General features: G+C 60.9%; 34 protein-coding genes. 20 read left to right on the top strand and 14 right to left on the bottom strand.

Annotated elements, in window-relative coordinates:
- Positions 1-56 precede the first annotated feature (56 nt).
- Positions 57-857, top strand: coding sequence for a hypothetical protein (locus ACR0BK_RS11510; RefSeq protein ID WP_480554739.1), 801 nt, complete (start codon positions 57-59; stop codon positions 855-857).
- A 75-nt stretch (positions 858-932) separates the two neighbouring features.
- Here ACR0BK_RS11510 and ACR0BK_RS11505 read toward each other — a convergent pair whose 3' ends face one another.
- The 3 genes from ACR0BK_RS11505 to cobD are packed head-to-tail and all read right to left on the bottom strand — an operon-like array spanning position 933 to position 3,990.
- Positions 933-2,096 carry a lytic murein transglycosylase gene (locus ACR0BK_RS11505; protein WP_480554738.1) on the bottom strand — a complete coding sequence of 388 codons (1,164 nt, stop codon included), beginning with the start codon at positions 2,094-2,096 and terminating at the stop codon, positions 933-935.
- 11 nt (positions 2,097-2,107) lie between these two features.
- Positions 2,108-3,028, bottom strand: coding sequence for an adenosylcobinamide-phosphate synthase CbiB (gene cbiB, locus ACR0BK_RS11500; protein ID WP_480554737.1), 921 nt, complete (start codon positions 3,026-3,028; stop codon positions 2,108-2,110).
- Entirely contained in the window at positions 3,025-3,990 is a 966-nt protein-coding gene (gene cobD, locus ACR0BK_RS11495; protein ID WP_480554736.1) for a threonine-phosphate decarboxylase CobD, read from the bottom strand. Before cobD ends, cbiB begins: the two co-directional genes overlap by 4 nt.
- Positions 3,991-4,175: 185 nt before the next feature.
- On the opposite strand from cobD, the gene ACR0BK_RS11490 reads away from it, so the two are divergent.
- Positions 4,176-4,538: a response regulator transcription factor gene (locus tag ACR0BK_RS11490; protein ID WP_209506176.1), complete on the top strand. Its 363-nt coding sequence runs from the start codon at positions 4,176-4,178 to the stop codon at positions 4,536-4,538.
- Here ACR0BK_RS11490 and ACR0BK_RS11485 read toward each other — a convergent pair.
- On the bottom strand, positions 4,520-5,509 hold the full coding sequence (locus ACR0BK_RS11485) for a glutathione S-transferase family protein (protein ID WP_480554735.1): 990 nt from the start codon (positions 5,507-5,509) through the stop codon (positions 4,520-4,522). The two genes, ACR0BK_RS11490 and ACR0BK_RS11485, sit on opposite strands and share 19 nt — an antisense overlap.
- 212 nt (positions 5,510-5,721) lie before the next feature.
- Between ACR0BK_RS11485 and ACR0BK_RS11480 the strand changes: the two genes are divergently transcribed.
- A complete protein-coding gene (locus ACR0BK_RS11480; RefSeq protein ID WP_480494662.1) occupies positions 5,722-6,075 on the top strand; it encodes a hypothetical protein in 354 nt (117 codons plus the stop codon).
- Between the two features lie 148 nt (positions 6,076-6,223).
- Here ACR0BK_RS11480 and ACR0BK_RS11475 read toward each other — a convergent pair whose 3' ends face one another.
- Positions 6,224-7,396, bottom strand: a complete 1,173-nt coding sequence (locus ACR0BK_RS11475) for a MalY/PatB family protein (protein WP_480554733.1) — start codon at positions 7,394-7,396, stop codon at positions 6,224-6,226.
- Between the two features lie 94 nt (positions 7,397-7,490).
- Between ACR0BK_RS11475 and def (ACR0BK_RS11470) the strand changes: the two genes are divergently transcribed.
- From def (ACR0BK_RS11470) to ACR0BK_RS11450, 5 genes are read left to right on the top strand one after another with little or no spacing between them, the layout of a single operon-like run.
- Positions 7,491-8,009, top strand: a complete 519-nt coding sequence (def, locus tag ACR0BK_RS11470; protein WP_480494658.1) for a peptide deformylase — start codon at positions 7,491-7,493, stop codon at positions 8,007-8,009.
- Entirely contained in the window at positions 8,006-8,500 is a 495-nt protein-coding gene (gene def / locus ACR0BK_RS11465) for a peptide deformylase (protein WP_480494656.1), read from the top strand. The genes def (ACR0BK_RS11470) and def (ACR0BK_RS11465) overlap by 4 nt, the downstream gene beginning before the upstream one ends.
- A gap of 53 nt (positions 8,501-8,553) precedes the next feature.
- Entirely contained in the window at positions 8,554-9,462 is a 909-nt protein-coding gene (gene fmt / locus ACR0BK_RS11460) for a methionyl-tRNA formyltransferase (RefSeq protein WP_480554731.1), read from the top strand.
- Positions 9,463-9,472: 10 nt separating this feature from the next.
- Positions 9,473-9,709, top strand: a complete 237-nt coding sequence (locus ACR0BK_RS11455) for a hypothetical protein (RefSeq protein ID WP_267364066.1) — start codon at positions 9,473-9,475, stop codon at positions 9,707-9,709.
- A gap of 1 nt (position 9,710) precedes the next feature.
- A complete protein-coding gene (locus tag ACR0BK_RS11450) occupies positions 9,711-9,947 on the top strand; it encodes a GlsB/YeaQ/YmgE family stress response membrane protein (RefSeq protein WP_480473887.1) in 237 nt (78 codons plus the stop codon).
- A 61-nt stretch (positions 9,948-10,008) separates the two neighbouring features.
- Here the strand turns inward: ACR0BK_RS11450 and ACR0BK_RS11445 are convergent, their stop codons facing one another.
- The 7 genes from ACR0BK_RS11445 to ACR0BK_RS11415 form a co-directional block, all read right to left on the bottom strand.
- Positions 10,009-10,611, bottom strand: coding sequence for a COG3904 family protein (locus ACR0BK_RS11445; protein ID WP_480519463.1), 603 nt, complete (start codon positions 10,609-10,611; stop codon positions 10,009-10,011).
- 64 nt (positions 10,612-10,675) lie between these two features.
- Positions 10,676-11,299 carry a trimeric intracellular cation channel family protein gene (locus tag ACR0BK_RS11440; RefSeq protein WP_480494648.1) on the bottom strand — a complete coding sequence of 208 codons (624 nt, stop codon included), beginning with the start codon at positions 11,297-11,299 and terminating at the stop codon, positions 10,676-10,678.
- Positions 11,296-11,763 carry a ribonuclease HI gene (gene rnhA, locus ACR0BK_RS11435; RefSeq protein WP_480519465.1) on the bottom strand — a complete coding sequence of 156 codons (468 nt, stop codon included), beginning with the start codon at positions 11,761-11,763 and terminating at the stop codon, positions 11,296-11,298. Before rnhA ends, ACR0BK_RS11440 begins: the two co-directional genes overlap by 4 nt.
- A complete protein-coding gene (locus ACR0BK_RS11430; protein WP_480554730.1) occupies positions 11,756-12,343 on the bottom strand; it encodes a class I SAM-dependent methyltransferase in 588 nt (195 codons plus the stop codon). Before ACR0BK_RS11430 ends, rnhA begins: the two co-directional genes overlap by 8 nt.
- On the bottom strand, positions 12,340-12,792 hold the full coding sequence (locus ACR0BK_RS11425) for a DUF3429 domain-containing protein (RefSeq protein ID WP_480554728.1): 453 nt from the start codon (positions 12,790-12,792) through the stop codon (positions 12,340-12,342). Before ACR0BK_RS11425 ends, ACR0BK_RS11430 begins: the two co-directional genes overlap by 4 nt.
- Entirely contained in the window at positions 12,789-13,739 is a 951-nt protein-coding gene (gene ispH / locus ACR0BK_RS11420) for a 4-hydroxy-3-methylbut-2-enyl diphosphate reductase (RefSeq protein ID WP_480494643.1), read from the bottom strand. The genes ACR0BK_RS11425 and ispH overlap by 4 nt, the downstream gene beginning before the upstream one ends.
- A gap of 189 nt (positions 13,740-13,928) precedes the next feature.
- Positions 13,929-14,504: a LabA-like NYN domain-containing protein gene (locus tag ACR0BK_RS11415; RefSeq protein WP_209506211.1), complete on the bottom strand. Its 576-nt coding sequence runs from the start codon at positions 14,502-14,504 to the stop codon at positions 13,929-13,931.
- A 149-nt stretch (positions 14,505-14,653) separates the two neighbouring features.
- Here ACR0BK_RS11415 and folK point away from each other — a divergent pair, with 149 nt between their 5' ends.
- The 6 genes from folK to ACR0BK_RS11385 all read left to right on the top strand — a co-directional run bounded on the left by folK (position 14,654) and on the right by ACR0BK_RS11385 (position 19,908).
- A complete protein-coding gene (gene folK, locus ACR0BK_RS11410) occupies positions 14,654-15,223 on the top strand; it encodes a 2-amino-4-hydroxy-6-hydroxymethyldihydropteridine diphosphokinase (RefSeq protein WP_480554727.1) in 570 nt (189 codons plus the stop codon).
- Between the two features lie 94 nt (positions 15,224-15,317).
- Complete coding sequence (gene rpoZ / locus ACR0BK_RS11405; protein WP_209506215.1) at positions 15,318-15,671, top strand: DNA-directed RNA polymerase subunit omega; 354 nt, start codon at positions 15,318-15,320, stop codon at positions 15,669-15,671.
- Positions 15,672-15,697: 26 nt separating this feature from the next.
- On the top strand, positions 15,698-17,830 hold the full coding sequence (locus ACR0BK_RS11400) for a RelA/SpoT family protein (protein WP_480473878.1): 2,133 nt from the start codon (positions 15,698-15,700) through the stop codon (positions 17,828-17,830).
- A gap of 16 nt (positions 17,831-17,846) precedes the next feature.
- Entirely contained in the window at positions 17,847-18,539 is a 693-nt protein-coding gene (locus ACR0BK_RS11395) for a DUF2062 domain-containing protein (RefSeq protein ID WP_267364078.1), read from the top strand.
- Complete coding sequence (locus ACR0BK_RS11390; RefSeq protein ID WP_209598891.1) at positions 18,539-19,285, top strand: pyridoxine 5'-phosphate synthase; 747 nt, start codon at positions 18,539-18,541, stop codon at positions 19,283-19,285. The genes ACR0BK_RS11395 and ACR0BK_RS11390 overlap by 1 nt, the downstream gene beginning before the upstream one ends.
- Positions 19,282-19,908 (top strand): LysE family translocator, encoded by a 627-nt coding sequence (locus ACR0BK_RS11385; RefSeq protein WP_480554726.1) that lies wholly within the window; start codon positions 19,282-19,284, stop codon positions 19,906-19,908. Before ACR0BK_RS11390 ends, ACR0BK_RS11385 begins: the two co-directional genes overlap by 4 nt.
- 38 nt (positions 19,909-19,946) lie before the next feature.
- Here ACR0BK_RS11385 and ACR0BK_RS11380 read toward each other — a convergent pair whose 3' ends face one another.
- Positions 19,947-20,795 carry a CE1 family esterase gene (locus ACR0BK_RS11380; RefSeq protein WP_480554725.1) on the bottom strand — a complete coding sequence of 283 codons (849 nt, stop codon included), beginning with the start codon at positions 20,793-20,795 and terminating at the stop codon, positions 19,947-19,949.
- A gap of 126 nt (positions 20,796-20,921) precedes the next feature.
- Here ACR0BK_RS11380 and acpS point away from each other — a divergent pair, with 126 nt between their 5' ends.
- The 4 genes from acpS to ACR0BK_RS11360 all read left to right on the top strand — a co-directional run bounded on the left by acpS (position 20,922) and on the right by ACR0BK_RS11360 (position 23,548).
- A complete protein-coding gene (gene acpS, locus ACR0BK_RS11375; protein ID WP_209506227.1) occupies positions 20,922-21,341 on the top strand; it encodes a holo-ACP synthase in 420 nt (139 codons plus the stop codon).
- A gap of 62 nt (positions 21,342-21,403) precedes the next feature.
- A complete protein-coding gene (gene lepB / locus ACR0BK_RS11370) occupies positions 21,404-22,243 on the top strand; it encodes a signal peptidase I (protein ID WP_480473873.1) in 840 nt (279 codons plus the stop codon).
- Positions 22,240-22,917, top strand: coding sequence for a ribonuclease III (gene rnc / locus ACR0BK_RS11365; RefSeq protein ID WP_480494632.1), 678 nt, complete (start codon positions 22,240-22,242; stop codon positions 22,915-22,917). Before lepB ends, rnc begins: the two co-directional genes overlap by 4 nt.
- Positions 22,918-23,071: 154 nt before the next feature.
- Positions 23,072-23,548, top strand: coding sequence for a hypothetical protein (locus ACR0BK_RS11360; RefSeq protein ID WP_480473869.1), 477 nt, complete (start codon positions 23,072-23,074; stop codon positions 23,546-23,548).
- A gap of 51 nt (positions 23,549-23,599) precedes the next feature.
- Here the strand turns inward: ACR0BK_RS11360 and ACR0BK_RS11355 are convergent, their stop codons facing one another.
- A complete protein-coding gene (locus ACR0BK_RS11355) occupies positions 23,600-24,982 on the bottom strand; it encodes a multicopper oxidase family protein (RefSeq protein WP_480554724.1) in 1,383 nt (460 codons plus the stop codon).
- A gap of 160 nt (positions 24,983-25,142) precedes the next feature.
- Here ACR0BK_RS11355 and era point away from each other — a divergent pair, with 160 nt between their 5' ends.
- Both era and ACR0BK_RS11345 read left to right on the top strand, forming a co-directional pair.
- Positions 25,143-26,051, top strand: a complete 909-nt coding sequence (gene era, locus ACR0BK_RS11350; protein WP_480519479.1) for a GTPase Era — start codon at positions 25,143-25,145, stop codon at positions 26,049-26,051.
- Positions 26,048-26,377: a DUF1491 family protein gene (locus ACR0BK_RS11345; RefSeq protein WP_209598772.1), complete on the top strand. Its 330-nt coding sequence runs from the start codon at positions 26,048-26,050 to the stop codon at positions 26,375-26,377. The genes era and ACR0BK_RS11345 overlap by 4 nt, the downstream gene beginning before the upstream one ends.
- The last annotated feature ends 136 nt before the right edge of the window (positions 26,378-26,513 follow it).

The raw sequence follows: 26,513 nt of genomic DNA, 5'->3' as shown, positions 1-26,513 counted from the left end.
ACCGCTTCGTTAGTGCAGCAGCGACCCCGTTTCGGCTTAGGGCAAGAGGTGCTGTTTTGGAATTTCAAGTTGCAAGTTTCTGGTTTGGTTCGCTGTTATCTTGCGTTGAAAGAGTATGCATTCAGTCCTTTCTGGATCATGGCTATGTCTTCCACCTGTACGTGCTGGATATGAACATGGATGTTCCCGAAGGCGTCGTTGTTCATGATGCCCGCGAAATCTATACAGATGAAACCACCGAAAACCTGACCGGTGGCCGACGACGGATGGCGGTCTATTCAGACATCTTCCGTATCCACATGCTGCAAAAAACCGACTATGTGTGGGTTGATCTGGATATCTACTGCATCCGGCCGCTGGATGTTCCACCGGACTATCTGTTTGGTGTCGTCTGGCGCAATAAGGCGATGAACAATTGTGTATTGCGTCTTCCCAAAAATTCTCTGGCACTGAAGCTGATCCTGAATTTCCTTGAGTCAGAAGTCCCGATCCCGTTTTGGTTGGGCAGTGATCACATTGAAAAACTGGTCAAACGCTATGAGGCGGGCGAGACACTCACGCTCTATGACCTTCCGTGGACGACAACCGGCCCAAGCGTGACCCGCTGGGCGCTGGGGGTCACCGGTGAAATCGACCGAGGCCAGCATTGGCATTTGTATTGGCCGCGTCGCGGGTTTCTGGACCCGGTCGAGAACATTGAAGACTACGAACCCGATTGGGCCCGGTTTCACCACTTCCAGGGCGAAACCCGCAGTGGTATTCGCAGCAAATTCGGTGGTATTCCTCCAAAGGGAAGTTACATTGATATTGTCTGTCAAAGACATGGAATTGACCCCGAGAAATATCCGGTCACATAATCAGCGGCGTCGGTGCCGATATCGTCGAATAATCTTGGGGTTTTGCGCCATACCGCAGCGGTGCGGGCCGCTGGATCAGAGTTTTTCCAGCAATTCCATCGTTGGCCATGCGTCCGCAGGCAGGCCCAGACGTTTCTGTTCCGCCTGCGTCGCAGCTCGCGTCCCTGACCCCAGAATCCCGTCGATCTTGCCGACATCATATCCTTTGGCCTGAAGCTTGGTCTGCAACTGTTTCATCTGTGCGCCATTCAGGCCCTGCGCGGGATTGCCCGCATCATAGATCTGGCCGCCCTCAAGCCGTGTTCCGAAATAGGCGGCAGTCAGAACATAAACAAAGCTCTGGTTCCATTCGAAATAGACATCGAAATTCGGATAGGCCAGAAAGGCAGGCCCGTTGCGCCCCTGTGGCAGGATCAGCGAGGCGGGTAGGTTGGCCAAGGACCCGCCGCGCGCCTGTACGCCCATCGCCTGCCATTCCTCCACCGAACGCGGTTTGCCGGGGCCGGACAGGGACCAATCCATCTGCGCGGGCACGGTGACCTCCTGCAACCAAGGCTCACCCGCGCGCCATCCCAGATGGGACAGCATTCTGGCCCCCGACATCAGCGCATCAGGTGCCGAGCTTTTCAGGCGGACATGCCCGTCACCGTCACCATCGACGCCGTTTTCCAGTATGTCACGCGGCAGCATCTGCACCATGCCGATCTCTCCGGCCCATGCGCCGGTGGTGCGGGCCGGGTCGAAATCACCGTTCTGAAACAGCTCGATGGCGGCGAAGATCTGTGGCCGGAACAGCTCCGGGCGGCGGCAGTCATGCGCCAAAGTTACCAGTGCGTTGCGGGTGTTGAAGTCGCCTTGAAACGATCCGTAATCGGTTTCAAATGCCCAGAAGGCCAGCAGCACCCCGCGGGAAACGCCATATTCCCGCTCGATCCGATCAAAGACCGCATCGTATTTGCGCGACATCGCTTGCCCGCGCTCGATCCGGTTTTGCGAAATCAGACGACGAGAAAATTCAACAAAGGGCTTCTGAAAAACGCCCTGCGCCCGGTCGGCCTTCAGCACGGCGATGTCCTGCTGCACCCCGTCAAAGAACCCGTTCACTGCTGATTTGTCCAAACCTTGCTGCACGGCCTCGGCCTTCAGCCCTTTGACAAAGGAATTAAAACCACCGCCACATTGCGCCAGCGCAGGTGAGGTGAACAGGGCAGCGGCGAACAGGCCAGAGAGTATACGCATGAAAAGGTCCGTCAGAATATCAGTTTGGCACCAACCCACACTGACACGAGCCCAAGCGCAAGCCCCCAAACCCGCCAGAGCATGTCACATGCGCGAAAAACTTCTGATGCGCCGATCTCGCGCGGGGCGTCGCCATTGACCCAGGCTAGGTCGCGCACCTTCCCGTCATAGCTGCGCGGGCCAGCCAGCGCGACATTCAGGGCGCGGGCCATGGCGGCCTCGGGCCAGCCAGCGTTGGGTGAGATATGGCGTTGCGCATCCCGCACCATCTCAGACCAGCGAGACCATTGGCCGGACAGCGCCACGATCATCACACAGGTCAGGCGGGCAGGGATCAGGTTCAGCAGGTCGTCGAACCGGGCCGCGGCCCAGCCAAAATCGCGGTACGTTTCGGTGCGATAACCGATCATACTGTCGGCGGTGTTCACCGCCTTGTACACCAGCAACCCCGGAAGCCCCGCGACCAGAAACCAGAAGGCAGGCGCGATGACCCCGTCGCTCAGGTTCTCTGCCGCGCTTTCGATGGCTGAACGCGCCACCTGTGCCCCGGTCATGTCCTGCGTGTCGCGCGAGACGATCATAGCCACCTGCGCCCGCCCGTCTTCCAGCGAAGTTTGCAACCCGTCACCAACCGCGCGGACATGGGCAACCAGCGACTTTTGCGCCAACAGGATTGCGCAGCCAAGAATTTCAACGACCGGCCCCAGCTGCGACAGACCCCATCCAAGACCCCATGCGCCGCAGATCAGAAGGGCAACCACCGCCACCCCTTTCAGTCGCCGACCGCGCCCGTGGTTCAGGCGTTTGTCCAGCCAGCCGATCAGGTTGCCGATCATTACCGCCGGGTGTTTGACGCGGGACCAGAGCCAATCGGGCTCTCCCAGTGCCGCGTCCAGACACAGGGCGCAGACCAGCATCAGGGCAGGGCTCACAGCGCGGCCTCCAACCTGTCCCAGCCCTTTTCTGGCGGCAGACCCAGACGCAGAAAGGTTGCTGAATAGGGAAAGATACGACTCCAGATATGGGCGCGGGCCAGCCGGTCCTGCCAGCCCAAGGCGTCATCGACCCGATACAGACGAAACAGGCTGGTACCACCGACGATATCCGCGCCGCTGGTCAGCATCAGCGCATCCAGCCGGGCCGCCTCAGCCGCCAGTCGCGCGCGTGTGGCATCGGCCCAGTCATCGTCCGACAGGGCCTGTGTCCCAACCCGCAGGGCCGGGCCGGACACTGACCAGGGTCCGGTCAGGTCGTTCAGGCGGTTGATCAGTTCAGGCCGCCCGATGGCAAACCCAAGCCGCATCCCGGCCAGCCCCCAGAACTTGCCAAAGCTCTTCAGCACGATCACGCCGGGACGTTCCGCCAGATGGATCAACGATACCTCTGGCGTGACATCGCAAAAGCTCTCGTCGATCACGGTCAGCGGGGCCGAGACGTCGCTTTCCTGCCAGATACGTCCGTCCGGGTTATTTGGATGCACGATCACGCGGGCGTCAGCCGCGCCCTCAGGCTGAACACGCCACCCCTGCGCCGAAAAGGCGGCGGCGTGTTCGTTATAGGTGGGCGGTGTGATCTGGACACGCCCTGGCGCGGCTAGCGCCGGAATGCGAGAGATGACAGCCGATGCACCGGGTGCCGGCAGGATCTCAGCCCCCTGCGGCACGTTCCAGAACCTGCGGGCCGCATCACTCAGCCGTTCAAAGGCACCGTGATCCGGCAATTCGGCCCAATCTCCGGCGGTCAGACCCGCGACTGCGTAAGGATGCGGATTGATTCCGGTCGACAGATCGATCCAATCTGCGCGCGTTCCACCATACCTGACAATCGCCCTGTCCAGCCCCCCGCCGTGGTCGCGAACTGCGCGGGGGTCCAAGCCGTGATCAAGTGTACTCATCTGCTCTCTCTGCGGGGATTGACCGGTTTCGGGGTGCTTCAAGCGGATTTTTGCCATTTACACAAGCAAATCCGCCCGAACACGCAAGCGTGCGGCTGCTGTTAACACTTTGTTAAGGAAATAACGAGATCACGGACCACGGGGGTCGGCACCACTCACCATACCAAGTGCCGAGGTTGTTGCAAATGAAAGTTCTGATTGTTGAGAGTAACCCCGACCTTGGTCGGGTCTGGAAAAGACATCTGGAGCGGCAAGACGCCGAAGTCACGCTGGTTGACGCTCAGGAGGCCGCCATTCTGGCGCTCTATGGCACGGATTTTGATATCATCGTGCTGGATCTGGTTCTGGAAACCGGAAGCGCATTGGCTGTGGCAGATTTTGCCAGCTATCGCCGCCCCGAGGCGCGGGTGATTTTTGTCACCAACACCACCTTCTTTTCCGACGGGTCGATTTTTGCGCACAGTCCCAATGCCTGTGCCTATGTTCAAAGCGAAACGCCGCCAGAGGATCTGGCGGCGATGGTCGAACATTACGCTGCGGGGCGCTGACCGCGTCCATGCGGCTCCATGTAATCCAGTACCGGGTTCACCGGAATGATCCGGTGCGGATTGATGCTGTCATGGCTGTAGTGATAGTGGCGCACAATGTGGGCCATGTTCACGGTCTCGGCGACACCGGGCCATTGATACAGCTCACGCGTATAGGCCCATAGGTTCGGGTAATCGACCAGGCGCCGCCGGTTGCACTTGAAATGCAGGTGATAGACCGGGTCGAAGCGGATCAGGGTTGTGAACAACCGCCAATCGGCTTCGGTGATCCGATCCCCCATCAGGTAACGGTTCCGGGCCAGACGCTCCTCCAGCCAGTCCAGCGTGTCGAACAATGGGTGTACGGCAGCGTCATAGGCGTCCTGCGTGGTGGCAAAGCCCGACTTGTAGACGCCGTTGTTGACGTCTGAATAGATGCGCGTGTTGACCTCTTCGATCTCGTCCCGCATCGCCTCGGGCCAGTAATCGTCCGTATTGCCAGTGATATCGTTGAAGGCCGAATTGAACATGCGGATGATTTCCGAACTTTCGTTCGAAACGATGGTCTCCTGCACCTTGTCCCACAGGATCGGAACCGTGACGCGACCGGAATAGGACGGATCCGCCTTGGTATAGATCTGATGTGCGTGGCTTAGCCCGTAAAGACCGTCACCCGTGGCACCGTGATCATCCACCTCAAAGGTCCAGCCCTGGTCCAGCATGTCGGGATGCACGACCGAAACCGGGATCAGATCGCTCAGCCCTTTCAACGCGCGAAAGATCAGGGTGCGATGCGCCCAGGGGCAGGCGTGGCTGACATACAGGTGATACCGCCCGGCTTCGGCCCGGAACCCGCCTTTGCCCGACGGTCCCGCGCGGCCATCGGCGGTCAGCCAGTTGCGAAACTGCGCCGCGCTGCGTTTGAATGCGCCACCGGTGGATTTGGTGTCATACCAGGTGTCTTGCCATTTTCCGTCGACCAGCAGGCCCATATCTCATCCTCCGCACAGGCGTTTGGTCAAAGATAGGTCCAAGCCCCGCCCGTTCCTATGCATTTGCCCGCGCACAAGACCTGCATGCGCGCACAGCCAATGCTGGGATTTCTGTGCAACAAACCGCAGGCACAGCCAGTTCCGTGAACGCGTTCACTGGATTTTTACAACAGTTCCCGCACAATAGAGGTCATTAGCGGGGGAATGATTTAATGAGTACTTATGTTTCAAAGGAAATACGCGCCGAGTTGGATGCGGCCCGAATCGCCACATTGAAAAAGGCCAGTCGCCTTCGTGTCCAAATGGGCGACAATACCTATAAAATTCTCAAATTGTGGAAAGATGGTTTCACGGTTGAGGCGGAAACAACACCGCGCCTGCGCGGGTTGGTCGATATCTATGACGGGGCCAATCTTATGTATCAATGCCTGATCATTGCCGATCAGGATGAAGGCGGAGAGATGCGATACGAATTCAAGCGCAGCACCGCCGCCCATGACAAGGCACCGCTGGATTTCTACCGCGCCCCGGATGCGCCCATCGCACTGCTGGGCTACGAAGACTAGGCTCGGATTTTCATCGTCCCGGGTTCGGTCAGGGTGACGCCCACCATGCCGTAGGGCTGGCTATCGATTTGGAATTCACCATTCTGGTCCGCGCCCGGACAACAGGCGCGGTTCATCGTGAGGCCAGTCAAACCAGCCACCGCTTGGCTTATTGCAGGTCGCCAAAGGCCCGCTTCAGCCGCGCGCAGGCGTCCTCGACCCGCGCCCGTTGTGTGGCCAGGTTGAACCGTTCAAACGTTTCTCCGCCAGTGCCAAAGCCGGGCCCGGACGAGGTTGCAATCCGCGCATCCTCGCGCAGGCGGCGGACAAACTCGGTGTGATCCATGCCGGTGCCGGAAAAGTCGACCCAGGCCAGATAGGTCGCCTGCAAGGGCATCGACCAAAGGCCCGGAATCGCGGCGATGGTCTGGTCGAACAGACGCCGGTTTTCCTCCAGATGCGCGATCTGGGCATCTGCCCATTCCGCGCCGGCCGGGCTGTAGGCGGCGGTGATCATCGCCACACCCAACGCGCTGGGGCCATAATCCAGCGTTGTCAACCGATGCTTCATCGCCTCGCGCAGTTTGGGGTCGGGAATGATCATGTTGCCGGTGCGCTGCCCGGCGATGTTAAAGGTCTTCGATGCCGCTGTCAGCGTCACCGTCCAAGGCCGCGCATCCGGGGCCGCCACATCCATCGGCACAAACTTGGCACCGGGATAGACCAGATCGTGGTGGATCTCGTCTGACACAAGGATCAGCCCGTTGCGCTCGGCAAATGCGGCCACGGCGCGCAGTTCCTCTGGCGTCCAGACCCGGCCCGACGGGTTCTGCGGCGAACACCACAGCAACATCTTCTCGGACCCGTCCAGCCGCGACTGCGCATCCTCCAGATCAAGCCCATAGCTGTCGCCGTCGCGCACCAGCGGGCATTCCACAACCCGGCGGCCCGCCTTGTTCACCTTATGGGCAAACTCATGGTAGACAGGGGTGAAGGTCACGATGCGATCGCCAGGCTCGGTCCAGACATCCAGCGACAGGGCAATAGCATTGCCCAGACCCTGAGACGTCAGAACCCAGTCCGTGTCAATTTCCCAGTCGTGGCGGGTTTTCATCCACCACTGGACCGAGGCCAGATACTCCGGGTGCGCCCAGGAATACCCGAACACGCCGTGATCTGCGGCCTTGCGTACTGCGTCGATCACGCAAGGGGCCGTCGGGTAATCGGAATCGGCCGTCCACATGGCCAGCCCGTCCTCGGGCGAGACGCCGTACAGCATCTCCATCTTGTCCCATTTGGTACTGTTGGTGCCCCGGCGGTCGATCTGGTCGTTGAAAGTCATGTCAGCTCCATTCTGATGGTCGAAAGCTAACCGCAATTCAGGCAGGTGCAAGGGGGGCGTTGCGGCGCGGGGCACGATGCCCTAAATCAGCCTCATGAAACGTAACATCCTGATCTATCCCGACCCCCGTCTCAAGAAGGTCTGCGCCCCCGTGGCCGATCTCACGGACGACCTGCGCGCACTGGCCGATGATATGCTGGAAACGATGTATGACGCCCCGGGTGTTGGCCTCGCCGCGCCACAGATCGGCGTGCTGGATCGCTTGATCGTGCTGGATTGCATTAAGGAAGAAGGCGAGGCGCCGCGCCCGCTGATCATGTTCAACCCGCAGGTCATCGCGGCCTCGGAAGAAACCAATGTCTACGAGGAAGGCTGCCTGTCGATCCCTGATCAATACGCCGAGGTGACGCGCCCCAAAGTGGTCGATGTGACTTGGATGGACCGCGACGGAAACCTGCAACAGGAAACCTTTGACGGGCTCTGGGCCACCTGCGTTCAGCACGAGATCGATCATTTGGACGGCAAGCTGTTCATCGACTATCTCAAGCCGCTGAAACGGCAGATGATCACCCGCAAGATGCAAAAGCTCAAACGCGAACGGGCCCGTGCATGACCGTTCGTACCTGCCTGCCATGGCCTGACAAGCGCCTGCGCACCAAGGCGGATGAGGTGCCTGAGATCACCGATGAGGTCCGCGCCATCTGGGACGACATGATCGACACGATGGAGGCGATGCCCGGCGTCGGTCTTGCCGCGCCACAGATTGGGGTGATGCTGCGGCTTGCCGTTGTTGACGGCTCTGCCGAACGGGGCCGGGCCGTGCGTCTGGCAAACCCGGAAATCCTGCACAGCTCGATCGAGCTGCGCGAACATGAAGAGGCCAGCCCGAACCTGCCCGGCGTCTCGGCCACAATCAAACGCCCGCGCGCGGTGACCGTGAAGTTCCTGAACGAACATGGCATGCTGGATCGCCGCGATTTCGTCGGGATCGATGCGACCAGCGTGCAGCACCAGATCGACCACCTGAACGGACGGATGTATTTCGACCGGCTTAGCAAGGTCAAACGTGACATGCTGCTGCGCAAGGCACGCAAACAACCCTGACGTCCCTAGGCCGGGTTTCAGCCCGGCACCTGTCCCAACCGCCGGAGCCAACGATGCGCATCATCTTCATGGGAACCCCCGATTTTTCGGTCCCGGTGCTGGACGCACTCGTCAAGGCCGGGCACGACATCGCCGCCGTCTACTGCCAGCCCCCGCGCCCCGCCGGACGTGGCAAGAAAGACCGCCCGACACCGGTTCACGCCCGGGCCGAGGCGCTGGGCCTGCCCGTCCGCCACCCGGTCTCTCTGAAATCTGCTGACGAACAGACCGCGTTTGCCGCGCTGAACGCCGATATCGCTGTCGTCGTCGCTTATGGCCTGATCCTGCCGCAACCCATTCTGGACGCGCCGCGACACGGCTGCCTGAACATCCACGCCAGCCTGCTGCCGCGCTGGCGCGGTGCCGCCCCGATCCACCGGGCGATCATGTCCGGCGATGCCGAAACCGGGATCTGCATCATGCAGATGGAGGCCGGTCTGGACACCGGCCCGGTCCTGCTGCGACAGGCAACCGCGATTGAGGTTGAAGAAACCACCGCGCATCTGCATGACCGGCTCTCGGCCATGGGGGCCGCGCTGATCGTCGAGGCTCTGGCCAAGCTGCCGGATCTCACACCGGAACCGCAGCCCGAGGATGGCGTGACCTATGCCGCCAAGATCGACAAGTCCGAGGCCCGCATCGACTGGACGCGCCCGGCGGTTGAGGTCGACAGGCAAATTCGCGGGCTGTCACCCTTTCCCGGCGCGTGGACCGAAATGAATGGCGAACGCATCAAGCTGCTGGCATCGCGGCTGGCAGACGGGCAGGGCGCAGCGGGTGAGGTTCTGAACGACGACCTGCACGTGGCCTGCGGTCGGGGCGCGGTCGAACTGCTGCGCTTGCAACGGGCGGGTAAAGGCGCGCAGGATAGGGAAACCTTCCTGCGGGGCTGGCCCATTCCCACCGGCACCCGCCTGACCTAGGAGAAGCCCGATGTTCATGGTGATGATGGGGACCGTCGTGATTGCCGGGATCGTCGGATATCTGTCCGAACAGACCGGGTTCACCCATAACGGCTATCTTCAGTCGATCATCATCTGCGTGGGCGGGGCGTTCCTGTTCTACTTCATCCGCATCATGTTCGGTATCAGCTTTGGCCCTCCGGGTTTGGATGCGGTGATCTCGTCTATCGGCGCGCTGATCATCGTGCCGACCCATTGGCGAAAATGACATGCCCGTCGTCGCCCTGATCATCATCGGCGCTGCCGCGGGGTTCCTCGCCACCCGCCTGATGCGGATCGAGGCGGACATTCCAACCACCATGCTGATCGGTGTTTTCGGGGCCCTGATCGGAGGGTTCGTTCTGCGGTTTCTGATAACCGTCATGGGCTGGATGTCGGGCTTTGTGGGCGCGGTTCTGGGCGCATTGCTGGTGATCTGGATCTGGCAGACCTACCTGCGCCGCTAGCATATTCCTTGGCCGCGCATTCCGTCCTGGAAACCTTCACTCGACAAGATAGTGCAGCAGATCAGCGCTCGTCGCACTCCAGCGCTGAACCAAGCGCCGGGGCGGCTTTCGTCGTCATATCGAACCGGTTCGCCTCGGCGGCGGTCATCCAGTGGATGCTGTCGGCCGGGGCCGCATACAGCGTGTACCAGTAAAACGCCTCATCCACGCCAATGTCCCTGAAATAATCCAGATAGCGGTCATGTTCCGGGTCATCCTTGGGCAGCTCCGTGGCCACCAGCCCCGATCCGGCCCAGCTGTGAACACCGACACAGGCCCCCGGTTGCAAAACGCGGCGATGTCCGGCCAGAAACAGATCGGTGCCGCCGCTGGCAACCAGACCGTCCGAGGGCACAACGGTATCGAACCCGGCCTTGCGCACCTCTCGGCTGAAGATGACATTGGCGTCGTCATCCACCGACCCCTCGATATATTGCAGCACCAGCGTGCGCGCTTTGGGGTTTTCGGCGGTGACGTCTTCGAAAGCGGACAGCGTTGTTTCGTCAATCGTGCCCGAGGCGATGATCCGGTCACCCTCAGCAACAAAGCGGACGGGTGCATAATATGCGCCGCATGAGGCCAGCAAAGCCAGTGAGACCGCAATCGATGTAAGTCTGAACGGCATTTGGCCTCCGGGCTGCGCGTTCCAAACAGCTATCAGCCCGCCCCGGTCGCGTCCACCGACAGGTTCAGTTTCGGGGCGGGCGGCTTTTGTAGACGGGCAACTGCCAGCCAAACACCAGCGACCCGGCCCGCAAGGCCCAGCACACAATAGCGCACAGGCCCAATACAAAGGCGGGCTCCAGCCCCAGCCTGACCGCAAGTACCGCCGTCAACGCCCCCACAAACGCGCACGAGACGTAAAGTTCGCCCTGTTTCAGCACCAGCGGCACCTCGTTGCAGACCACGTCGCGCATCAGCCCGCCCAGACACCCGGTCGTCACTCCCATCAGCACGACGATGATACCGGGCTGATCCAGTGACAACGCGGCACCGGTTCCGGCCGCAACGGCGACTGACAGCGCGAAACTGTCCAGCCAGACCAGCCAGTTATAGCGGCTTTCCACCAGATGCGCGGTAAAGAATACAAACACCGCCGCCGCGACGGCGATCAGGATGTAATCCGGCTGGCCGACCCAGAAGATCGGGTGCCGGTCCAGCAACAGATCGCGTACCGTGCCGCCGCCAACTGCGGTCAGGCAGGCCATGAAAGCAAAACCCACCAGATCCAGCTGCGCCCGGCTGGCCACCAGCGCCCCGGTCAGCGCAAAGATCAGAACCGAGGCATAATCCAGCAGCGTCAGCGCGCTCACGCCTGCGCCTTTTTCGGCTTGAAGGGCGCCATGCCTGCGCGGGCCAGTTCATCGGCCTTTTCGTTTTCGGGATGGCCCGCATGGCCCTTGACCCATTCCCATGTCACATCATGTCGTTCCTGCGCCTCGTCCAGACGCTGCCACAGATCGACATTCTTGACCGGCTTCTTGTTCGAGGTTTTCCAGCCATTCCGCTTCCAGCCGAATATCCAGCCGGTGACGCCGTTCTTCACATAGGCGCTGTCGGTGACAATGGTGATCTTCGACGGGCGCTCCAGCGTCTCAAGCGCGCTGATGGCAGCCAGCAACTCCATCCGGTTGTTGGTCGTCTCGGCCTCGCCCCCGTTCAGTTCCCGCTCTTTCAGAACCCTGTCCCCGTTCTTCGCGCGCAGCAGCACGCCCCAGCCTCCGGGGCCGGGATTGCCGGAACAGGCGCCATCTGTATAGGCAAACAACTCAGGCATGGGCGAACACCAGAATAAACCCGTCGTACGACCCGGCCAGACCCTTGCCCATTCCTTCGACCGTGCGGTCAACCGTGAACCCGGCCTGGGTCAGCGCCTCTCGGATTTCGGCTTCCGAGTAATAGGTGTAATAGCGGTCCAGATCGTCACGATGCTCGCCCGTGCCCAGCTTCATGCCCAGAAACAGCTGGCCTCCGGGCTTCAGGGCCGTGTGGATCGCTTTCAGGTGACGCGGAAAATCCGCACGCGGCGCGTGCAGCAGGGAAAAACTGGCGTAGACGCCATCATATTCGGCGGTTTCGGTAACGTCGTCGAACGTGCCCAGATGCGCGTCCACCCCGTTCCGGCGGGCATGTTCGACAAAGGCGGGGGTGGCATCCAGCGCCCGCACCTTCAGCCCCTGACGCATCAGGAAACCGCTGTCCGATCCGGGTCCTGACCCCAGATCCAGCACATAACCGCCCGCACCGACCGCATCGGCAAATTCCTGACGGGTCTTGAGCTGTTCGGCTGGTAAAGGAATGGCCAGATATTCGTTTACTCTGGTCGTATAGGCATCAATTGTGCGTTTGTCGCTCACAGGTACACTCCGACGGCTAGGCTGGCCAGAACGACCGCGGTCAGCAGGATACGCAGCTGCGTCCACCAGACCGGCGTCAGCCGCCAGTATGAAAACAGGGCGTCCAGCAGCAGCAAGCCAGTGAACCCGTAGATCAGATTGGTGCCCGCAGTGACCGGCCCGCCGCCCGTCATGGCAAAGGCCCACAGCGCAGGCAGGACCGACAGCCCATAACACAGCGCCGCCTTGCTGCTCGAGGTCTTGGTGGCAAACCCCCACAGAACACCGGACATAAAGCTCAGGATGACCGAGCCATAGAACAGCTGCACATAAGGCCCGACAAAGCGCGGGCCAAATGTATGCGTGCCCCAGTCGTTCAGATCGCCGTTCAGATATGTCAGCGCGCCCCAGACAAACGGGACCAGTCCCGCCAACCCAAGATAAAGCGGCGCCTTCGGCACGCCGGTCACGCCGGTTGCCTCAACACGCGCGGTACTTTGAACTCGACGTTTTCGGTTGCGGTCTCGACCGGCTCGACAGTGACATCGTAATGGTCGCGGAAGGCGTCGATCACCTCGTTCACCAGCAATTCCGGGGCCGATGCGCCTGCGGTCACCGCAACGCTTTCGATGCCCTGCAAAGCGCGCCAGTCGATCTCGGTCGCACGCTGGACCAGCTGCGCGTATTTGCACCCCTCGCGTGAGGCAACCTCGACCAGACGGCGGGAGTTTGACGAGTTCGGAGCTCCCACAACCAGAAGCGCATCGGCCTTGGGGGCCACGGCCTTCACGGCCTCCTGCCGGTTGGTGGTGGCATAACAGATGTCTTCCTTATGCGGCCCGACAATGGCCGGGAACCGGTCCTGAAGGGCTGCGATGATGTCCTTGGTATCATCCACTGACAGGGTGGTCTGGGTGACAAAGGCCAGCTTGTCGGGGTCGCGCACCTGCACGGTGGCCACATCCTCGACCGTTTCGACCAGCAGCACATCACCCTTTGGCAACTGTCCCATCGTGCCAACGGTTTCGGGATGGCCCTTGTGGCCGATCATGATCATCTGCAATCCCGCATCCGCATGGCGCTGCGCCTCGACATGAACCTTCGACACCAGGGGACAGGTGGCATCCACATAGATCATCTCACGTTGCGCGGCTTCGGCGGGTACCGATTTCGGAACACCATGGGCGGAAAAGATCACCGGGCGGTCATCGGGGCATTCATGCAGTTCTTCGACAAACACAGCCCCTTTGGCCCGCAACCCGTCGACCACGAATTTGTTATGCACGATCTCGTGGCGCACATAGACCGGCGGCCCCCATTTCTGCAGGGCCATTTCAACGATCTTGATGGCGCGGTCCACACCGGCGCAGAACCCGCGGGGGGCGGCCAGGTAAAGTGTCAGTGGCGGCTTGGTCATTCGGCTGTCTCCTTAGGGCACAGGTAAGTCTTTTCCCGGCCTTGGTCCAGACAGGACATTGTCATTCATCTGACACGAATCGTTGTTAGTCAGAGGATGTTTCAGCACCAATCCTTAGTTAAAGAAGCGCGGCCAGGACCCCGGTCCTGACCGCGCGAATTTTTCCCATCAACAGGCAGTGGTGCCGGATCAGCTGCCGCCTGCAACCGCGACGCTGCGATGCTCTGCCGGCATTTCACGCGGCGGGCGACCGATTACGTCGCGCAGGTCTTCCAACTCGATGAAGTTGTCGGCCTGGCGGCGCAGTTCGTCCGAAATCATCGGCGGCTGACTGCGGATCGTTGACACGACTGATACGCGAACGCCCTGACGTTGCAGGCTGGCGATCAGCGGGCGGAAATCCCCGTCACCCGAGAACAGCACGATATGATCCACACGCGGTGCCAGTTCCATGGCATCGACCGTCAGCTCGATATCCATGTTTCCTTTGACTTTCCGACGCCCCATGCTGTCGGTGTATTCCTTGGCCGGTTTTGTGACCATGGTGAAGCCGTTGTAATGAAGCCAGTCAACCAATGGGCGGATCGGTGAATACTCGTCGTTTTCAAGCAGCGCTGTATAGTAGAAAGCCCGAAGCAACTTGCCACGGCGCATGAATTCCTGCCGCAGAAGTTTGTAGTCTATGTCAAAACCGAGTGCTTTTGCCGCGGCATAAAGATTCGAGCCGTCGATGAACAGCGCTAGCCGTTCGTCCTTATAAAACATAAATAGGTCCTTCCGGTATAATCCAGATTGCGCCGCGTTACGTGAGTGAGTGGGTGTGTGAGTTATAATATGGCGCACTCTGGTGGGCTTATAATTAGAACTTTTGTCGGTTATCGCAAGTATGCAATGTGTCGAATATAGGGTAGCATATGTACAATTCTTTGCCAAATGCGGTTGTGGCATTGGGCGCAAATCTCGATCTGAGAGGAAATGGGCCCGCTGTAACGCTACAGCGCGCAATTGACGCACTTTCGCAGCAGGGCGTAGTGATTCGCTCTGTCAGCCGGTTTTTTGCGACACCCTGCTTCCCCGCTGGCGCTGGTCCGGACTACGTGAATGCGGCTGTGCTGATCGAAACTGACAAATCCCCGGCCGAGCTTTTGCGCCTGCTGCACGAGGTCGAGCACCAGTTCGGCCGTGAACGGGTGCAGCGCTGGGGAATGCGGACGCTGGATCTGGATCTTGTGTGCTATAGCGATCAGATTCTGCCCGACCGCGCCCTGTTCGACCGCTGGCTGACCCTGCCGCCCGAGGCACAGCGACAAGAAGCACCGCAACAGCTGATCCTGCCGCATCCGCGCCTTCAGGACCGCGCTTTTGTACTTGTGCCGATGGCGGATATTGTGCCCGACTGGCGCCACCCCGTGCTTGATCGCACGGTTTTCCAGATGGTCGCCGACCTGCCCCCATCCGAGGTTGCAGCGGTTACGCCGCTGTGATCCCTGCAAATGCAGCATTTCCTGCTTGTCAAGGCGCGGAATCGCGCTTAGATAAACCTCTTCCTGACATGGACTCAGAAACGGAGAGCGCCCAATGGCCCGCGTGACGGTTGAAGATTGCGTAGACAAGGTTCCAAACCGGTTCGAACTGGTGATGCTGGCCGCCCATCGGGCGCGCGAGATTTCTGCCGGTGCCGCGATTACCGTTGACCGCGACAACGACAAGAACCCTGTCGTGTCCTTGCGCGAAATCGCCGACGAGACCCAAGGCGCGGACGCCCTGCGCGAACGCCTGATCGAGGCCAACCAGACCCAGATCGAGGTTGATGAGCCGGAAGAAGATCAGATGGCGCTGCTGATGGGTGCCGAGTCGGACAAGCCTGCGATGGACGACATGTCCGAAGAAAAGCTCCTGCGCGCTCTGATGGAGGCTCAAGGGCAGGGGTAAGCTCCAAAGACGAAGGTGCGGGCCGGATGATTTCTGCTGACGATCTGATTGCGCTGGTCCGCAACTACAATCCCAAGACAAATGCTGAACGTCTCGCGCTGGCCTATGAGTTTGGCCAGCAGATGCACGCAGGGCAATTCCGCCACTCTGGCGAACCCTATTTTACCCACCCTGTTGCCGTTGCCGCCATCCTGACCGAACAGCGTCTGGATGATGCGACGATCATTACGGCTTTGCTGCATGACACGATCGAAGACACCAAGGCCAATTACGGCAAGGTGTCCGACCTGTTCGGTGATGAGGTCGCCAAGCTGGTCGATGGCGTCACCAAGCTGACCAACCTGCAACTGTCCAGCCGCGAAACCAAACAGGCCGAGAATTTCCGCAAGCTGTTCATGGCCATGTCCAAGGACCTGCGGGTCATTCTGGTCAAGCTGGCCGACCGTCTGCACAACATGCGCACCATCAAGGCGATGCGGCCCGAAAAGCAGGTTCAGAAAGCGCGCGAGACGATGGATATCTACGCGCCGCTTGCGGGCCGCATGGGGATGCAATGGATGCGCGAGGAGCTCGAAGACCTCGCGTTCCGCGTCCTGAATCCCGAAGGCCGCCAGTCGATCATCCGTCGCTTTATCACGCTGCAACGCGAAACCGGCGATGTGATCCACCGCATCACCGGCGACATGCGCCACGAGCTGGAAAAGGCAGGCATTGAGGCCGAAGTCTTTGGCCGCGCCAAGAAACCCTATTCGATCTGGCGCAAGATGCAGGAAAAGGATCAGGGCTTCTCGCGCCTCTCGGACATCTACGGGTTCCGCATCATCACCCAGACGGAAGAAGACTGCTATCGCACGCTTGGGGCCATCCATCAGCGCTGGCGCGCGGTGCCGGGGCGGTTCAAGGACTATATCAGCCAGCCGAAATCGAACGGCTACCGTTCAATCCATACCACGGTTTCAGGGCGCGACGGCAAACGGGTCGAGGTTCAGATCCGCACCCGCCAGATGCACGATGTGGCCGAAACCGGCGTTGCGGCGCACTGGTCCTACCGGGACGGGGTGCGCACGGAAAACCCCTTTGCCGTCGACCCGGCGAAGTGGATATCCAACCTGACCGAGCAATTTGACAACGAGGATGATCACGAAGATTTCCTCGAAGCCGTCAAGCTCGAGATGTATTCGGACCAGGTCTTTTGCTTCACCCCCAAGGGCGACGTGGTGAAACTGCCGCGCGGTGCGACCCCGATCGATTTCGCCTATGCCATCCACACCCGGATCGGCCATGCCTGCGTGGGGGCCAAGGTCGATGGCATTCGTGTGCCGCTCTGGACGCGGATGAAGAACGGCCAGTCCGTGGATATCATCACCGCTGACGGGCAGACACCGCAGGTCACGTGGCTTGAGATCGCCGTCACCGGCAAGGCCCGTACCGCCATCCGCCGCGCCCTGCGCGAGGTGGATCGCGAACGGTTCATCAAGCTGGGCAAGGAACTGGCGCGCTCGGGCTTTGACCATGTGGGTCGCAAGGCCACCGACAAGGCGCTTGATACCGCCGCCAAGCACCTGCGCCTGAAAGACCGGCATGAATTGCTGGCCCGTCTGGGCAGTGCCGAACTGACCGCTCATGAGGTGGTTCAGGCCGTTTATCCAGAACTGGCTCAGGATGACGGCGATGCCATCCCGCTGCGGCGCGCGGTGATCGGTCTTGAACCCGGCCAGAAATTCGACCGCGCGCCCTGCTGCCAGCCGCTGCCGGGCGAACGGATCGTCGGCATCACCTACCGGGGCAAGGGTGTTGTGGTACACGCGATCGACTGCGACAAGCTCAGCCAATATGAAAGCGAACCGGAACGCTGGGTCGATCTGCACTGGCATTCGGGTACGCACCCGGCCGTCTATGGGGCGACACTGGATCTGACCATCGGCAATGATGCCGGGGTTCTGGGGCGCATTTGCACATTGATCGGCGAGAAAAAGGCCAATATCTCGAACCTGGAATTTGTGGACCGCAAACCGGATTTTTACCGCCTGCTGATCAATGTCGAACTGCGCGACCTTGAACAGTTGCATTCGCTGATGCTGATGCTTGAGGCTGAAAGCGACGTTGCAGCGGTCGAGCGTTATCGGGACCGGACCAAAACCGCGACCGCGGCTGGCTGAGAAGGGGTGATCACGGGTGGTATTCAAGCGCCGAGACCGACGCTCTCCTGTTCAGGTCGCATCGGAACTCGTCTATCCGCGTGGCGGATGGACCCGCGCCTTCCACTATGTCAAACACCGTGTCCGCCGCCTGCCGGATTCCCCTGACCGGATCGCCCGCGGCATCGGGGCGGGCGTTTTCGCATCCTTCACGCCGTTTTACGGGCTGCACTTTCTGGTTGCGGCAATTGGTGCGCGGCTGATCAAGGGAAATATTCTGGCCGCGCTCAGCGGCACGTTCTTTGGCAACCCCCTGACCTATGTCCCGATTGGGGTGATCTGCCTGCAAACCGGGCATTTCCTGCTGGGCACCGAATATGAAGAAGGCGACACGCAGGGGCTGATGGGCAAATTTGCCGACGCCATCGGTGACCTCAAGGACAACCTTCTTGCGCTCTTCACCGATCGCGTGGCCGACTGGCACGGGCTGGGGCAGTTCTATCACGACGTTTTCTATCCCTACATGATCGGCGGCATCATTCCCGGTATCGTGGCGGGCATCATCTGCTACTACCTCAGCCTGCCGCTGATCCTGACCTACCAGCAGCGCCGCCGCGCCAAGATCAAGGCAAAGTTTGAAGAAATCAAACGTCTGGCCGGAGAAACATCTGCCAGTCCCGCGCCAAGATCGCTAAGGTCGGGGCGAAAATCTGCAAAAGGAACAAAATGATGTCCGAAAGCCGTCTGCGTCTGGGTGTGAATATCGATCATGTCGCCACCGTGCGCAACGCGCGCGGCGGGGCCTATCCTGACCCGCTGCGCGCCGCCAAGCTGGCAGAAGAGGCCGGCGCCGACGGCATCACCGCGCATCTGCGCGAAGACCGCCGCCATATCTCGGACGCCGATATCGACGGCCTGATGGAGGTTCTGTCGGTGCCTCTGAACTTTGAAATGGCCGCCACCGACGAGATGCAGAAAATCGCCCTGCGCCACAAGCCGCACGCCGTCTGTATCGTTCCCGAAAAGCGCGAGGAACGCACCACCGAAGGCGGGCTCGAAGTCGCGCGCGAGGAAAACAAGCTGGCCCATTTCATCGCCCCGCTTCGCGAGGCCGGGTGCCGCGTGTCGATCTTCATCGCCGCGGATCAGCGCCAGATCGAGGCCGCGCACCGTATCGGTGCCGAGGTGATCGAGTTGCACACTGGCGCCTATTGCGACGCCCACGCCGAAGGCCGCATGGACGCCGCCGAGCGCGAGCTTGAATCGCTGCGCCAGATGTCCACCTTTGCCCATTCTCTGGGGCTCGAGGTCCATGCAGGCCATGGCCTGACCTACGACTCCGTAAAGCCGGTTGCCGCCTTCCCTGAGGTCATGGAACTGAACATCGGGCATTTCCTGATTGGCGAGGCGATCTTTCTGGGTCTCACCCCCGCCATTCGGGAAATGCGCCGTCTGATGGACGAGGCACGCGCGTGATCACCCCCGGCTTTATCGCCATCTGGTTCGCCTGGCTGATGGCCGGGGGCTCGCCGGGCCCGGCCACGATGGGCATTGCCGGAACCGCCATGAACGAAGGCCGCACCGCCGGGCTGGCCTTTGCCCTTGGCATCTGCGCCGGATCGGCCGCCTGGGGCATTGCCGCGGCGCTGGGCCTGTCGGCGGTCATGCTGGCTAATGTCTGGCTGTTCGAGGTAATCCGCTATGTCGGCGTGGCCTATCTGGGCTGGCTGGCGCTGAAGGCCCTGAAACGCGCGGTGACCTCGGATGATGAGGTCGCATTGGGCAAACCGGTCACCGGCACGCTGCCCACGGTTTTTGCCAAAGGCGCGGCGATCCACCTGACCAACCCCAAGGCAATCCTCAGCTGGGGGTCGATCTATGCCATCGTCGCGCCGAGCGATGCCAACCTGCCGATGCTGCTGGGCTATTTCGCCATGCTGTACGCAGGATCGCTGCTGATCTTCATCGGCTATGCGTTCCTGTTCTCATCCGCCCGCATGGTCCGCACCTACCGCCGCGCCCGCCGCTGGTTCGATTTCGCCTTTGCCGGGTTCTTTGGCGTGGCGAGTTACAAGATTCTGACGGTGCGGTTGGGGTAAAGCAGGCAAATTGATTTCCGCAAATGCCGGTGGAGGCGCTAGGGCGCGCTCGAGATTTCCAGAAACCATTCCGCAACAGCATTTGCCCAACCGGGTTGCCTGCCGTGACCATGTGGCCCCAGCGACAGGGTGACAGAGCCGTTCTGACACTCGGTCCACTTCTTTCGCCAGGTTGCACCTTCTGTTGAAACACTGTTCGCCATCTGCCCGCATCCATTGGTTTTGGTCAGAATTTCAATGGATTTCAAAACGCTACCCTGTTCGAAATCATAGTCCCCAAAGGTCACAAAACGCCCTTCCAGCGGGACGGTCCGGTCTGCAAATCCGTGGGAATGATGCATGTGAACTGGGCCGCTGCACCGCCGCCACATTGGCTCCCAAAAGGCCCCTGATGCCGAGGCATAGGCAAAGGCAAAGGAATGATCCGTGCAGGCCTTGTCCCAAACCAGTGATCCGCCGCGTGAATACCCCGCCAGCAAAATGCGATCTGCGTTCAGGTCGAAACGGGCAATGGCGTCTTCCTTGATCTGCTCCAGCGCGGCCAGGTCATCCCGCGGCCAGCGATAGCCATCATGCACCCCCCAATCCAGCGCCTTGGGGTTGCCAATGTCGACCTGACCGTTCGGCGCGATAAAGGCGATGCCGCGGTCGGTAAAGGCCGCCGCGAGGCCGGAAAGATTCACGGCTGAATTCGCCGTTGCCCCATAGCCATGCAGATAGATAACAGCTGGCGGCTCGGGCGCGGCCTCGGGCAGAACCACCCGATAGGACAACTCTCCTACCTGACAGGGGGTATCCTCGGTTCCGCAATCCTGTGCAAAAGCGGGGAAAACGGTGCTTGCGACAATGCCAGCCACCGCGATTGCCATGAACGGAATTTTCGACATTGCGTCCCCCGAACCAACGTAAAAATTGAACATTCCGGTAAAGTATATCACGGAATGCGGCAACCAACCGCTTGCGTGTGGTCATCAATTGCCGTTGATTGGCCCGACCAGAGAAATGAGAGCCATATGATCCTCGGCATCGGCACAGACCTTGCAAACATCGACCGCATTCAGGGTACGCTCGACCGGTTCGGCGACCGGTTCCGCAACCGTGTCTTTACTGACACCGAACAGCGCAAGGCCGAACGCCGCGCGGATACCGCAGGCACTTATGCCAAACGCTGGGCCGCGAAAGAGGCATGTTCAAAGGCGCTCGGCACCGGCCTGCGCATGGGCATTTCGTGGAAAGACATGGCCGTCACCAACTTGCGCACCGGGCAGCCGGTGATGCATGTCACCGGCTGGGCCGCCGAACGCCTGAACGAACTGACCCCCGCAGGTCACGAGGCGATCATCCACGTCACCCTGACCGATGACCACCCCTGGGCACAGGCCTTTGTCGTGATCGAGGCGCGTCCCCTGCAAGATCACGTCACACAGCCTTGACTTGACCCCATCCCCCCCGCATGTAGCAGCGAAGCCAAGCACAGAGAACTGGAGAGAGCAGTATGGCCGAGGAAGCCAAAACCGGAAGCGGCGTCTGGGAAACGATCAAGACCATCGTCTATGCCCTGCTGATCGCGGGCGTGTTCCGGACCCTCTTCTTTCAACCGTTCTGGATTCCGTCCGGTTCGATGAAGCAGACGCTGCTGATCGGCGATTTCCTCTTCGTCAACAAGATGGCCTACGGCTATTCCTACGCCTCATGTCCCAGCCTGATCATCCCTAGTGTCGGCCTGAATATCGACGCCGAAGATCTCTGTGGCTGGATGCAGGGCGACGACGGAAGCCGCATCTGGGGCGGCGATCCCGTGCGCGGCGACGTCATTGTCTTCCGCCACCCGGTCAGCGGGCGTGACTATATCAAGCGCCTGATCGGCCTGCCGGGCGACCGCATTCAGGTCCGCGAGGGGCAGATCATCCTCAACGGCACACCGGTTCCGCAGCAGCCTGACGGCATATTCACCGAAATCGCCGAACCACAGGGCCCGCAACGACTGCGCCCACGCTGTGAAAACGGCCCCGTCGGTGTTGGCGGCGCCTGTGAAAAGTCGCGCCTGATCGAAACCCTGCCCAACGGCGTCACCTATGACGTGCTGAATATCGGCAATCAGGGCTCGGACAATACCGGCATCTATACTGTGCCCGAGGGCCATTATTTCTTCATGGGCGACAACCGCGACAACTCGGCTGACAGCCGCCTGCCGCAATCCGCTGGCGGGGTTGGCTATGTGCCTTACGAAAACCTGATCGGTCGCGCCGACCGGATCATGTTCTCGTCTGCCGGCCGGTCGATGCTGTTCTTCTGGACCTGGCGCGGGGATCGCTTCTTCAAGGCGGTCAATTGAAGCTCTCAGCCGAGATAAAGGCGTTTCAGCAGCGTTTGGGGTATGAATTTGCCAACCCCGAGCTGCTGGTGCGTGCGCTGACCCACGGCTCGGTCTCATCGTCGACCCGGCCCGACAATCAGCGGCTTGAATTTCTGGGCGACCGGGTGCTGGGTCTTGTCATGGCCACCGCGCTGCTTGAGGCCGACAAGAAAGCCTCCGAAGGCCAGCTTGCGCCCCGGTTCAACGCTCTGGTCCGGAAAGAGGCCTGCGCAGATGTCGCCCGCCAGATCGATCTGGGCGCGGTGCTGAAACTGGGCCGGTCCGAGATGCTCTCGGGTGGGCGCCGCAAACAGGCGCTGCTGGGCGACGCGATGGAGGCGGTGATTGCCGCCATCTACCGCGACGCCGGGTTCGAAGCTGCCCGCGATGTTATTCTCGCCCTCTGGGGCGACCGTATCTACAAGGTCGAGGCCGACGCCCGCGACGCCAAAACCGCGCTTCAGGAATGGGCGCAGGCGCGCGGCCAGAAACCACCCAGCTATGTCGAGGTCAAACGCAGCGGCCCCGACCACGCCCCCGTCTTCACAATCGCCGCCCGCCTTCAGGACGGAACCGAGGCACAAGCCACCGCAGGCTCCAAGCGCCAGGCCGAACAGGCGGCCGCCAAGGCGTTGCTGGATCGGGTCAGCTGATCGGTGCTGCCGCCCGGCCTGTCACAAGTTTCAATCAAACTTGAAGACTATAGCCGCCACGACCCGAGATATGTATCTGGGTGTTAACTGCTTTGGCATCAGTCTGACTGCGACAGGTCAAAGCACTTGAGAAACAACGGATAAAGGCAATCCAATGCAACGTGCAAAACTCTCGCTCGTCAATATCGGCTTTCTGTTCATTGCCGGGTTTGTGGCAACCATGGCCTTCGATTTCTGGGGGCAGGTCGTCAGCCCAGGCATCGGCTGGGCCAACCTGTCACCCGAAGGTCTGGCGCAGAGTTTGCTGTCCAGTCTGGGCCTTCCCAGCAACGCTTTTCTGGGTTTCTTCGTGCATTTCTACATTGTCGGCCTGATTGCCTATCCTTTGGGCTGGTTCCTTGTTTTCCAGCCAATCTGGGTCAAGGTTCTGGGCCCGGTCCACATGTTTGTTGCCTCGGCAATCTATGGTTTCGGTCTGTGGGTATTTGCTATCGGAGGTGTCACGACCTTTGCCGGTCTGCCGCCGTTCCTGAACTTTGTCGGCATCACATGGGTCGCGCTGATCGGACACGTTTTGTACGGTATCGTGTTTGTGGCCGTGCTGAACCCCATCCTGCGCCGTCACCCGTGATCTGATCCGTTCAACCCGCCGGTCCGGTGTCGGGCCGACGGGTTTCATCGTTCAAACCACCCGGATGAACCCGGTCAGCCCGGTTTTCTGATGTTCGATCACATGGCAATGAAACGCCCAGTCGCCGGGGTTGTCCGCCACCAGCGCGATGTCCGCCACCTCATCCTTCAACAGCAGCATTGTGTCGGTCATCAGCGGAGGCAGGGTGCGCAGGTTGGATCGCAGCGGCACGAAGGCCAGCCCGTGCAGGTGGATCGGATGCAGGTTGGGCGACTCGTTGCGCAATCGCAGGACATAACTATTGCCCTGTTCCAGAACCGCCAGCGGCCCGGTGCCCTGCGCTGCATCACCCGGCCAGGGTTTGCGGTTGATCGACCAGAAACTATACCCCAGCGTGCCGCAGAACCCGTCATTCGGGGCACCGCCCTCCGGGGTCCAGCCAAAGACGAACTCATGCAGCTCCGCGCCGTTTGGATCAGGTCGCACAACGGGATTTGCACGCAGCGGGCGCAGCTCTCGCAGATCGCGCGCCGCTGATGCGCCGTTAGCCCGCAAGCGCGCCATGGCGCGGTGCGGCTGGCCGGGAAACTTGGCCATCAGGTCCGCCGTCTGCCCTTCGCCCTCGGGCATCCGGACGGCAAAATCCACCCGCTGACCGGGGCCCAGCAACAGCGGTTCATCCGCCGTTGGCACCGGTAGGTCGATCTCGACCGGATGCCCGTCCCACGCGATGATCCGGGTCTCGGCCCCCTCGGGATGCAGCTTGTAGATGCGGGTCGTGTCCGTGTTGACCACCCGCAGCCGCACCAGACTGCCCGCCGCATGCTCATAGACCGCCTCGCTCTGCCAGTTGGCGGTCTGCACTGTACCAAACGTGCCCGCCCGCGCCGCACCCCGCGCCGTATAGGCAGGCAGGAACGCGTCATCCTCGTCCAGACGGAAATCCCGCAGATTGATCACCTGTTCGCTGTCGAACCCCGGCTCGTCCGGCTCGGCAATCACCATCACGCCGGTCAGCCCGCGCGCCATCTGCTCCATCGTCATGCAATGGGGGTGGTACCAGTAGGTCCCCGCATCCGGTGGCGTGAACTCATAGGTAAAGCGCTCACCCTCGCCGATGGGCATCTGGGTCAGGTAAGGCACCCCGTCCATCTCGTTGCGAATGCGCAGCCCGTGCCAGTGCATCGAAGTGTAATCCGGCAGCGTATTGCGCACACTCAGCCGCATAGGCTCGCCCTGTCGCCCATACAGAACCGGCGGCGGCGCATCGGGCGACAGGCTGACCATCCCTGTGGTCAGCCCTTCGCGCAGCCGGTAACTGGCGGGTTGCAGCACCAGTTCCTGTGCTGCATCACCTGCTGCCAGCGACCATCCGCCCAACCCAAACGCGCCAGCGGCGGCACCGCTTCCAAGAAGAAACTCGCGACGTTTCATGAAAACCTCATTGAAAGGATTTGCTGCCGGGCTGGAACTGGCTGGGCATCTATGCCTGTCCTGCCACCGCAAACGCAGGGCCGCAATGCGACAAATCCCTCTGGCCCGCCGGACCTTTCTGCTATAGGGGGGCGCAGTTGCAGACAGGATTGCCAGACACATGACCACACGCGCCGGATTTATCGCCCTGATCGGAGAGCCCAACGCAGGCAAATCCACCCTCCTGAACCGCATGGTCGGGGCCAAGGTCTCGATCGTGACCCATAAGGTGCAGACCACCCGCGCCCGTATCCGGGGCGTCGCGATGGAAGGCGATGCGCAACTGGTCTTTGTCGACACGCCGGGCCTGTTCAAACCGCGCCGCCGTCTGGACCGTGCCATGGTCGCCGCCGCCTGGGGCGGGGCCGCCGATGCCGATATCGTCGTGCTGATGGTCGAGGCGCATCGCGGCATCACCGAAGGGGTTGAACGCATCCTCGAAGGGCTGGCCGAGATCGGGCAGGGCCGCACCATCGCGCTGGCCATCAACAAGATCGACAAGGTACCGTCCGAGAAACTGCTGGCCCTGACCAGCGACCTGAACGCGCGCTACCCCTTCGCCGAAACCTTCATGATCTCGGCCGAGAAAGGCCACGGCGTCGACGACCTGCGCAAATGGCTGGCGGGCGAATTGCCCGAGGGGCCGTGGCTTTATCCCGAAGATCAGATCGCCGATCTGCCCCTGCGCATGATCGCCGCTGAGATGACGCGCGAGAAGCTGACCCTGCGCCTGCATCAGGAACTGCCCTATCAGCTGACGGTCGAGACCGAGACCTGGGAAGAACGCAAGGACGGCTCGGCCAGAATCGATCAGATCATCTATGTCATGCGCGACGGTCACAAGGGCATCGTTCTCGGCAAGAAGGGCGAGACGATCAAGGCCGTCAGTCAGGCGGCACGGGCGGAACTGGAAGAGTTCCTCGACCGCAAGATCCACCTGTTCCTGCAAGTGAAAGTCCGGCCCAACTGGCTTGAGGAATCCGAGCGCTATTCGGAAATGGGTCTGGATTTCAAAGACGGCAACGCATGACCCGCCTGACCGCCGATTTCTGGGTTCACGCCTATCTGGCGCGGCTCCGGTTTCAGGAAATCCCCGCCTTTGTTGTGGCCCATGGCGACGACACCGCGGGCGCGGTTCTGGTCAAGCTCAACACGCTCGACGGGCAGGCCACCGCCTTTCAGCGCAGCTTTGATCTGATGAGCGGCGAACGCACATGGGTCGAACTTTCCTCTGGCCCCGAGGGCGACGTGGATCACGCCATCCAGCGCCAGCGCAGCTTTGACCCCGACCTCTGGGTGATCGAGGTTGAAGACCGGCAAGGCCGGCACCTGCTGGGTGAAGAGGGGCTGGAGTAGCGGGCCGGGCGAATGTCGGCTTTGAGCCGATATTGTTGAAAAACAACGTGTTGCTGGCGCAGAGAGAGGCGTACCGAACTGAGCGCGAGTGCCTTTCTTGTCAGGCTTTGCTCGTTTGCTGCGGTGCGGGAAAGAT

The sequence above is a fragment of the Ruegeria sp. AF1 genome (assembly GCF_056542125.1).
The sequence above is the reverse complement of the archived record's forward strand: the minus strand, read 5'-3'. Positions and strand labels throughout refer to the sequence as shown.

Excerpts from the sequence above, each read along its gene's own strand:
- ACR0BK_RS11455 (WP_267364066.1), top strand. The coding sequence starts at position 9,473 with ATGTTCATGGTGATGATGGGGACCGTCGTGATTGCCGGGATCGTCGGA.
- ACR0BK_RS11360 (WP_480473869.1), top strand. The coding sequence starts at position 23,072 with ATGCAACGTGCAAAACTCTCGCTCGTCAATATCGGCTTTCTGTTCATT.
- ACR0BK_RS11415 (WP_209506211.1), bottom strand. The coding sequence starts at position 14,504 with ATGTTTTATAAGGACGAACGGCTAGCGCTGTTCATCGACGGCTCGAAT.
- folK (WP_480554727.1), top strand. The coding sequence starts at position 14,654 with ATGTACAATTCTTTGCCAAATGCGGTTGTGGCATTGGGCGCAAATCTC.
- ACR0BK_RS11445 (WP_480519463.1), bottom strand. The coding sequence starts at position 10,611 with ATGCCGTTCAGACTTACATCGATTGCGGTCTCACTGGCTTTGCTGGCC.
- cobD (WP_480554736.1), bottom strand. The coding sequence starts at position 3,990 with ATGAGTACACTTGATCACGGCTTGGACCCCCGCGCAGTTCGCGACCAC.
- fmt (WP_480554731.1), top strand. The coding sequence starts at position 8,554 with ATGCGCATCATCTTCATGGGAACCCCCGATTTTTCGGTCCCGGTGCTG.
- era (WP_480519479.1), top strand. The coding sequence starts at position 25,143 with ATGACCACACGCGCCGGATTTATCGCCCTGATCGGAGAGCCCAACGCA.
- ACR0BK_RS11450 (WP_480473887.1), top strand. The coding sequence starts at position 9,711 with ATGCCCGTCGTCGCCCTGATCATCATCGGCGCTGCCGCGGGGTTCCTC.
- rpoZ (WP_209506215.1), top strand. The coding sequence starts at position 15,318 with ATGGCCCGCGTGACGGTTGAAGATTGCGTAGACAAGGTTCCAAACCGG.
- ACR0BK_RS11485 (WP_480554735.1), bottom strand. The coding sequence starts at position 5,509 with ATGGGCCTGCTGGTCGACGGAAAATGGCAAGACACCTGGTATGACACC.
- ACR0BK_RS11480 (WP_480494662.1), top strand. The coding sequence starts at position 5,722 with ATGAGTACTTATGTTTCAAAGGAAATACGCGCCGAGTTGGATGCGGCC.
- ACR0BK_RS11380 (WP_480554725.1), bottom strand. The coding sequence starts at position 20,795 with ATGTCGAAAATTCCGTTCATGGCAATCGCGGTGGCTGGCATTGTCGCA.
- def (WP_480494658.1), top strand. The coding sequence starts at position 7,491 with ATGAAACGTAACATCCTGATCTATCCCGACCCCCGTCTCAAGAAGGTC.
- ACR0BK_RS11505 (WP_480554738.1), bottom strand. The coding sequence starts at position 2,096 with ATGCGTATACTCTCTGGCCTGTTCGCCGCTGCCCTGTTCACCTCACCT.
- def (WP_480494656.1), top strand. The coding sequence starts at position 8,006 with ATGACCGTTCGTACCTGCCTGCCATGGCCTGACAAGCGCCTGCGCACC.
- ACR0BK_RS11400 (WP_480473878.1), top strand. The coding sequence starts at position 15,698 with ATGATTTCTGCTGACGATCTGATTGCGCTGGTCCGCAACTACAATCCC.
- ACR0BK_RS11355 (WP_480554724.1), bottom strand. The coding sequence starts at position 24,982 with ATGAAACGTCGCGAGTTTCTTCTTGGAAGCGGTGCCGCCGCTGGCGCG.
- ACR0BK_RS11475 (WP_480554733.1), bottom strand. The coding sequence starts at position 7,396 with ATGACTTTCAACGACCAGATCGACCGCCGGGGCACCAACAGTACCAAA.
- ispH (WP_480494643.1), bottom strand. The coding sequence starts at position 13,739 with ATGACCAAGCCGCCACTGACACTTTACCTGGCCGCCCCCCGCGGGTTC.
- lepB (WP_480473873.1), top strand. The coding sequence starts at position 21,404 with ATGGCCGAGGAAGCCAAAACCGGAAGCGGCGTCTGGGAAACGATCAAG.
- ACR0BK_RS11490 (WP_209506176.1), top strand. The coding sequence starts at position 4,176 with ATGAAAGTTCTGATTGTTGAGAGTAACCCCGACCTTGGTCGGGTCTGG.
- acpS (WP_209506227.1), top strand. The coding sequence starts at position 20,922 with ATGATCCTCGGCATCGGCACAGACCTTGCAAACATCGACCGCATTCAG.
- rnhA (WP_480519465.1), bottom strand. The coding sequence starts at position 11,763 with ATGCCTGAGTTGTTTGCCTATACAGATGGCGCCTGTTCCGGCAATCCC.
- ACR0BK_RS11390 (WP_209598891.1), top strand. The coding sequence starts at position 18,539 with ATGTCCGAAAGCCGTCTGCGTCTGGGTGTGAATATCGATCATGTCGCC.
- ACR0BK_RS11345 (WP_209598772.1), top strand. The coding sequence starts at position 26,048 with ATGACCCGCCTGACCGCCGATTTCTGGGTTCACGCCTATCTGGCGCGG.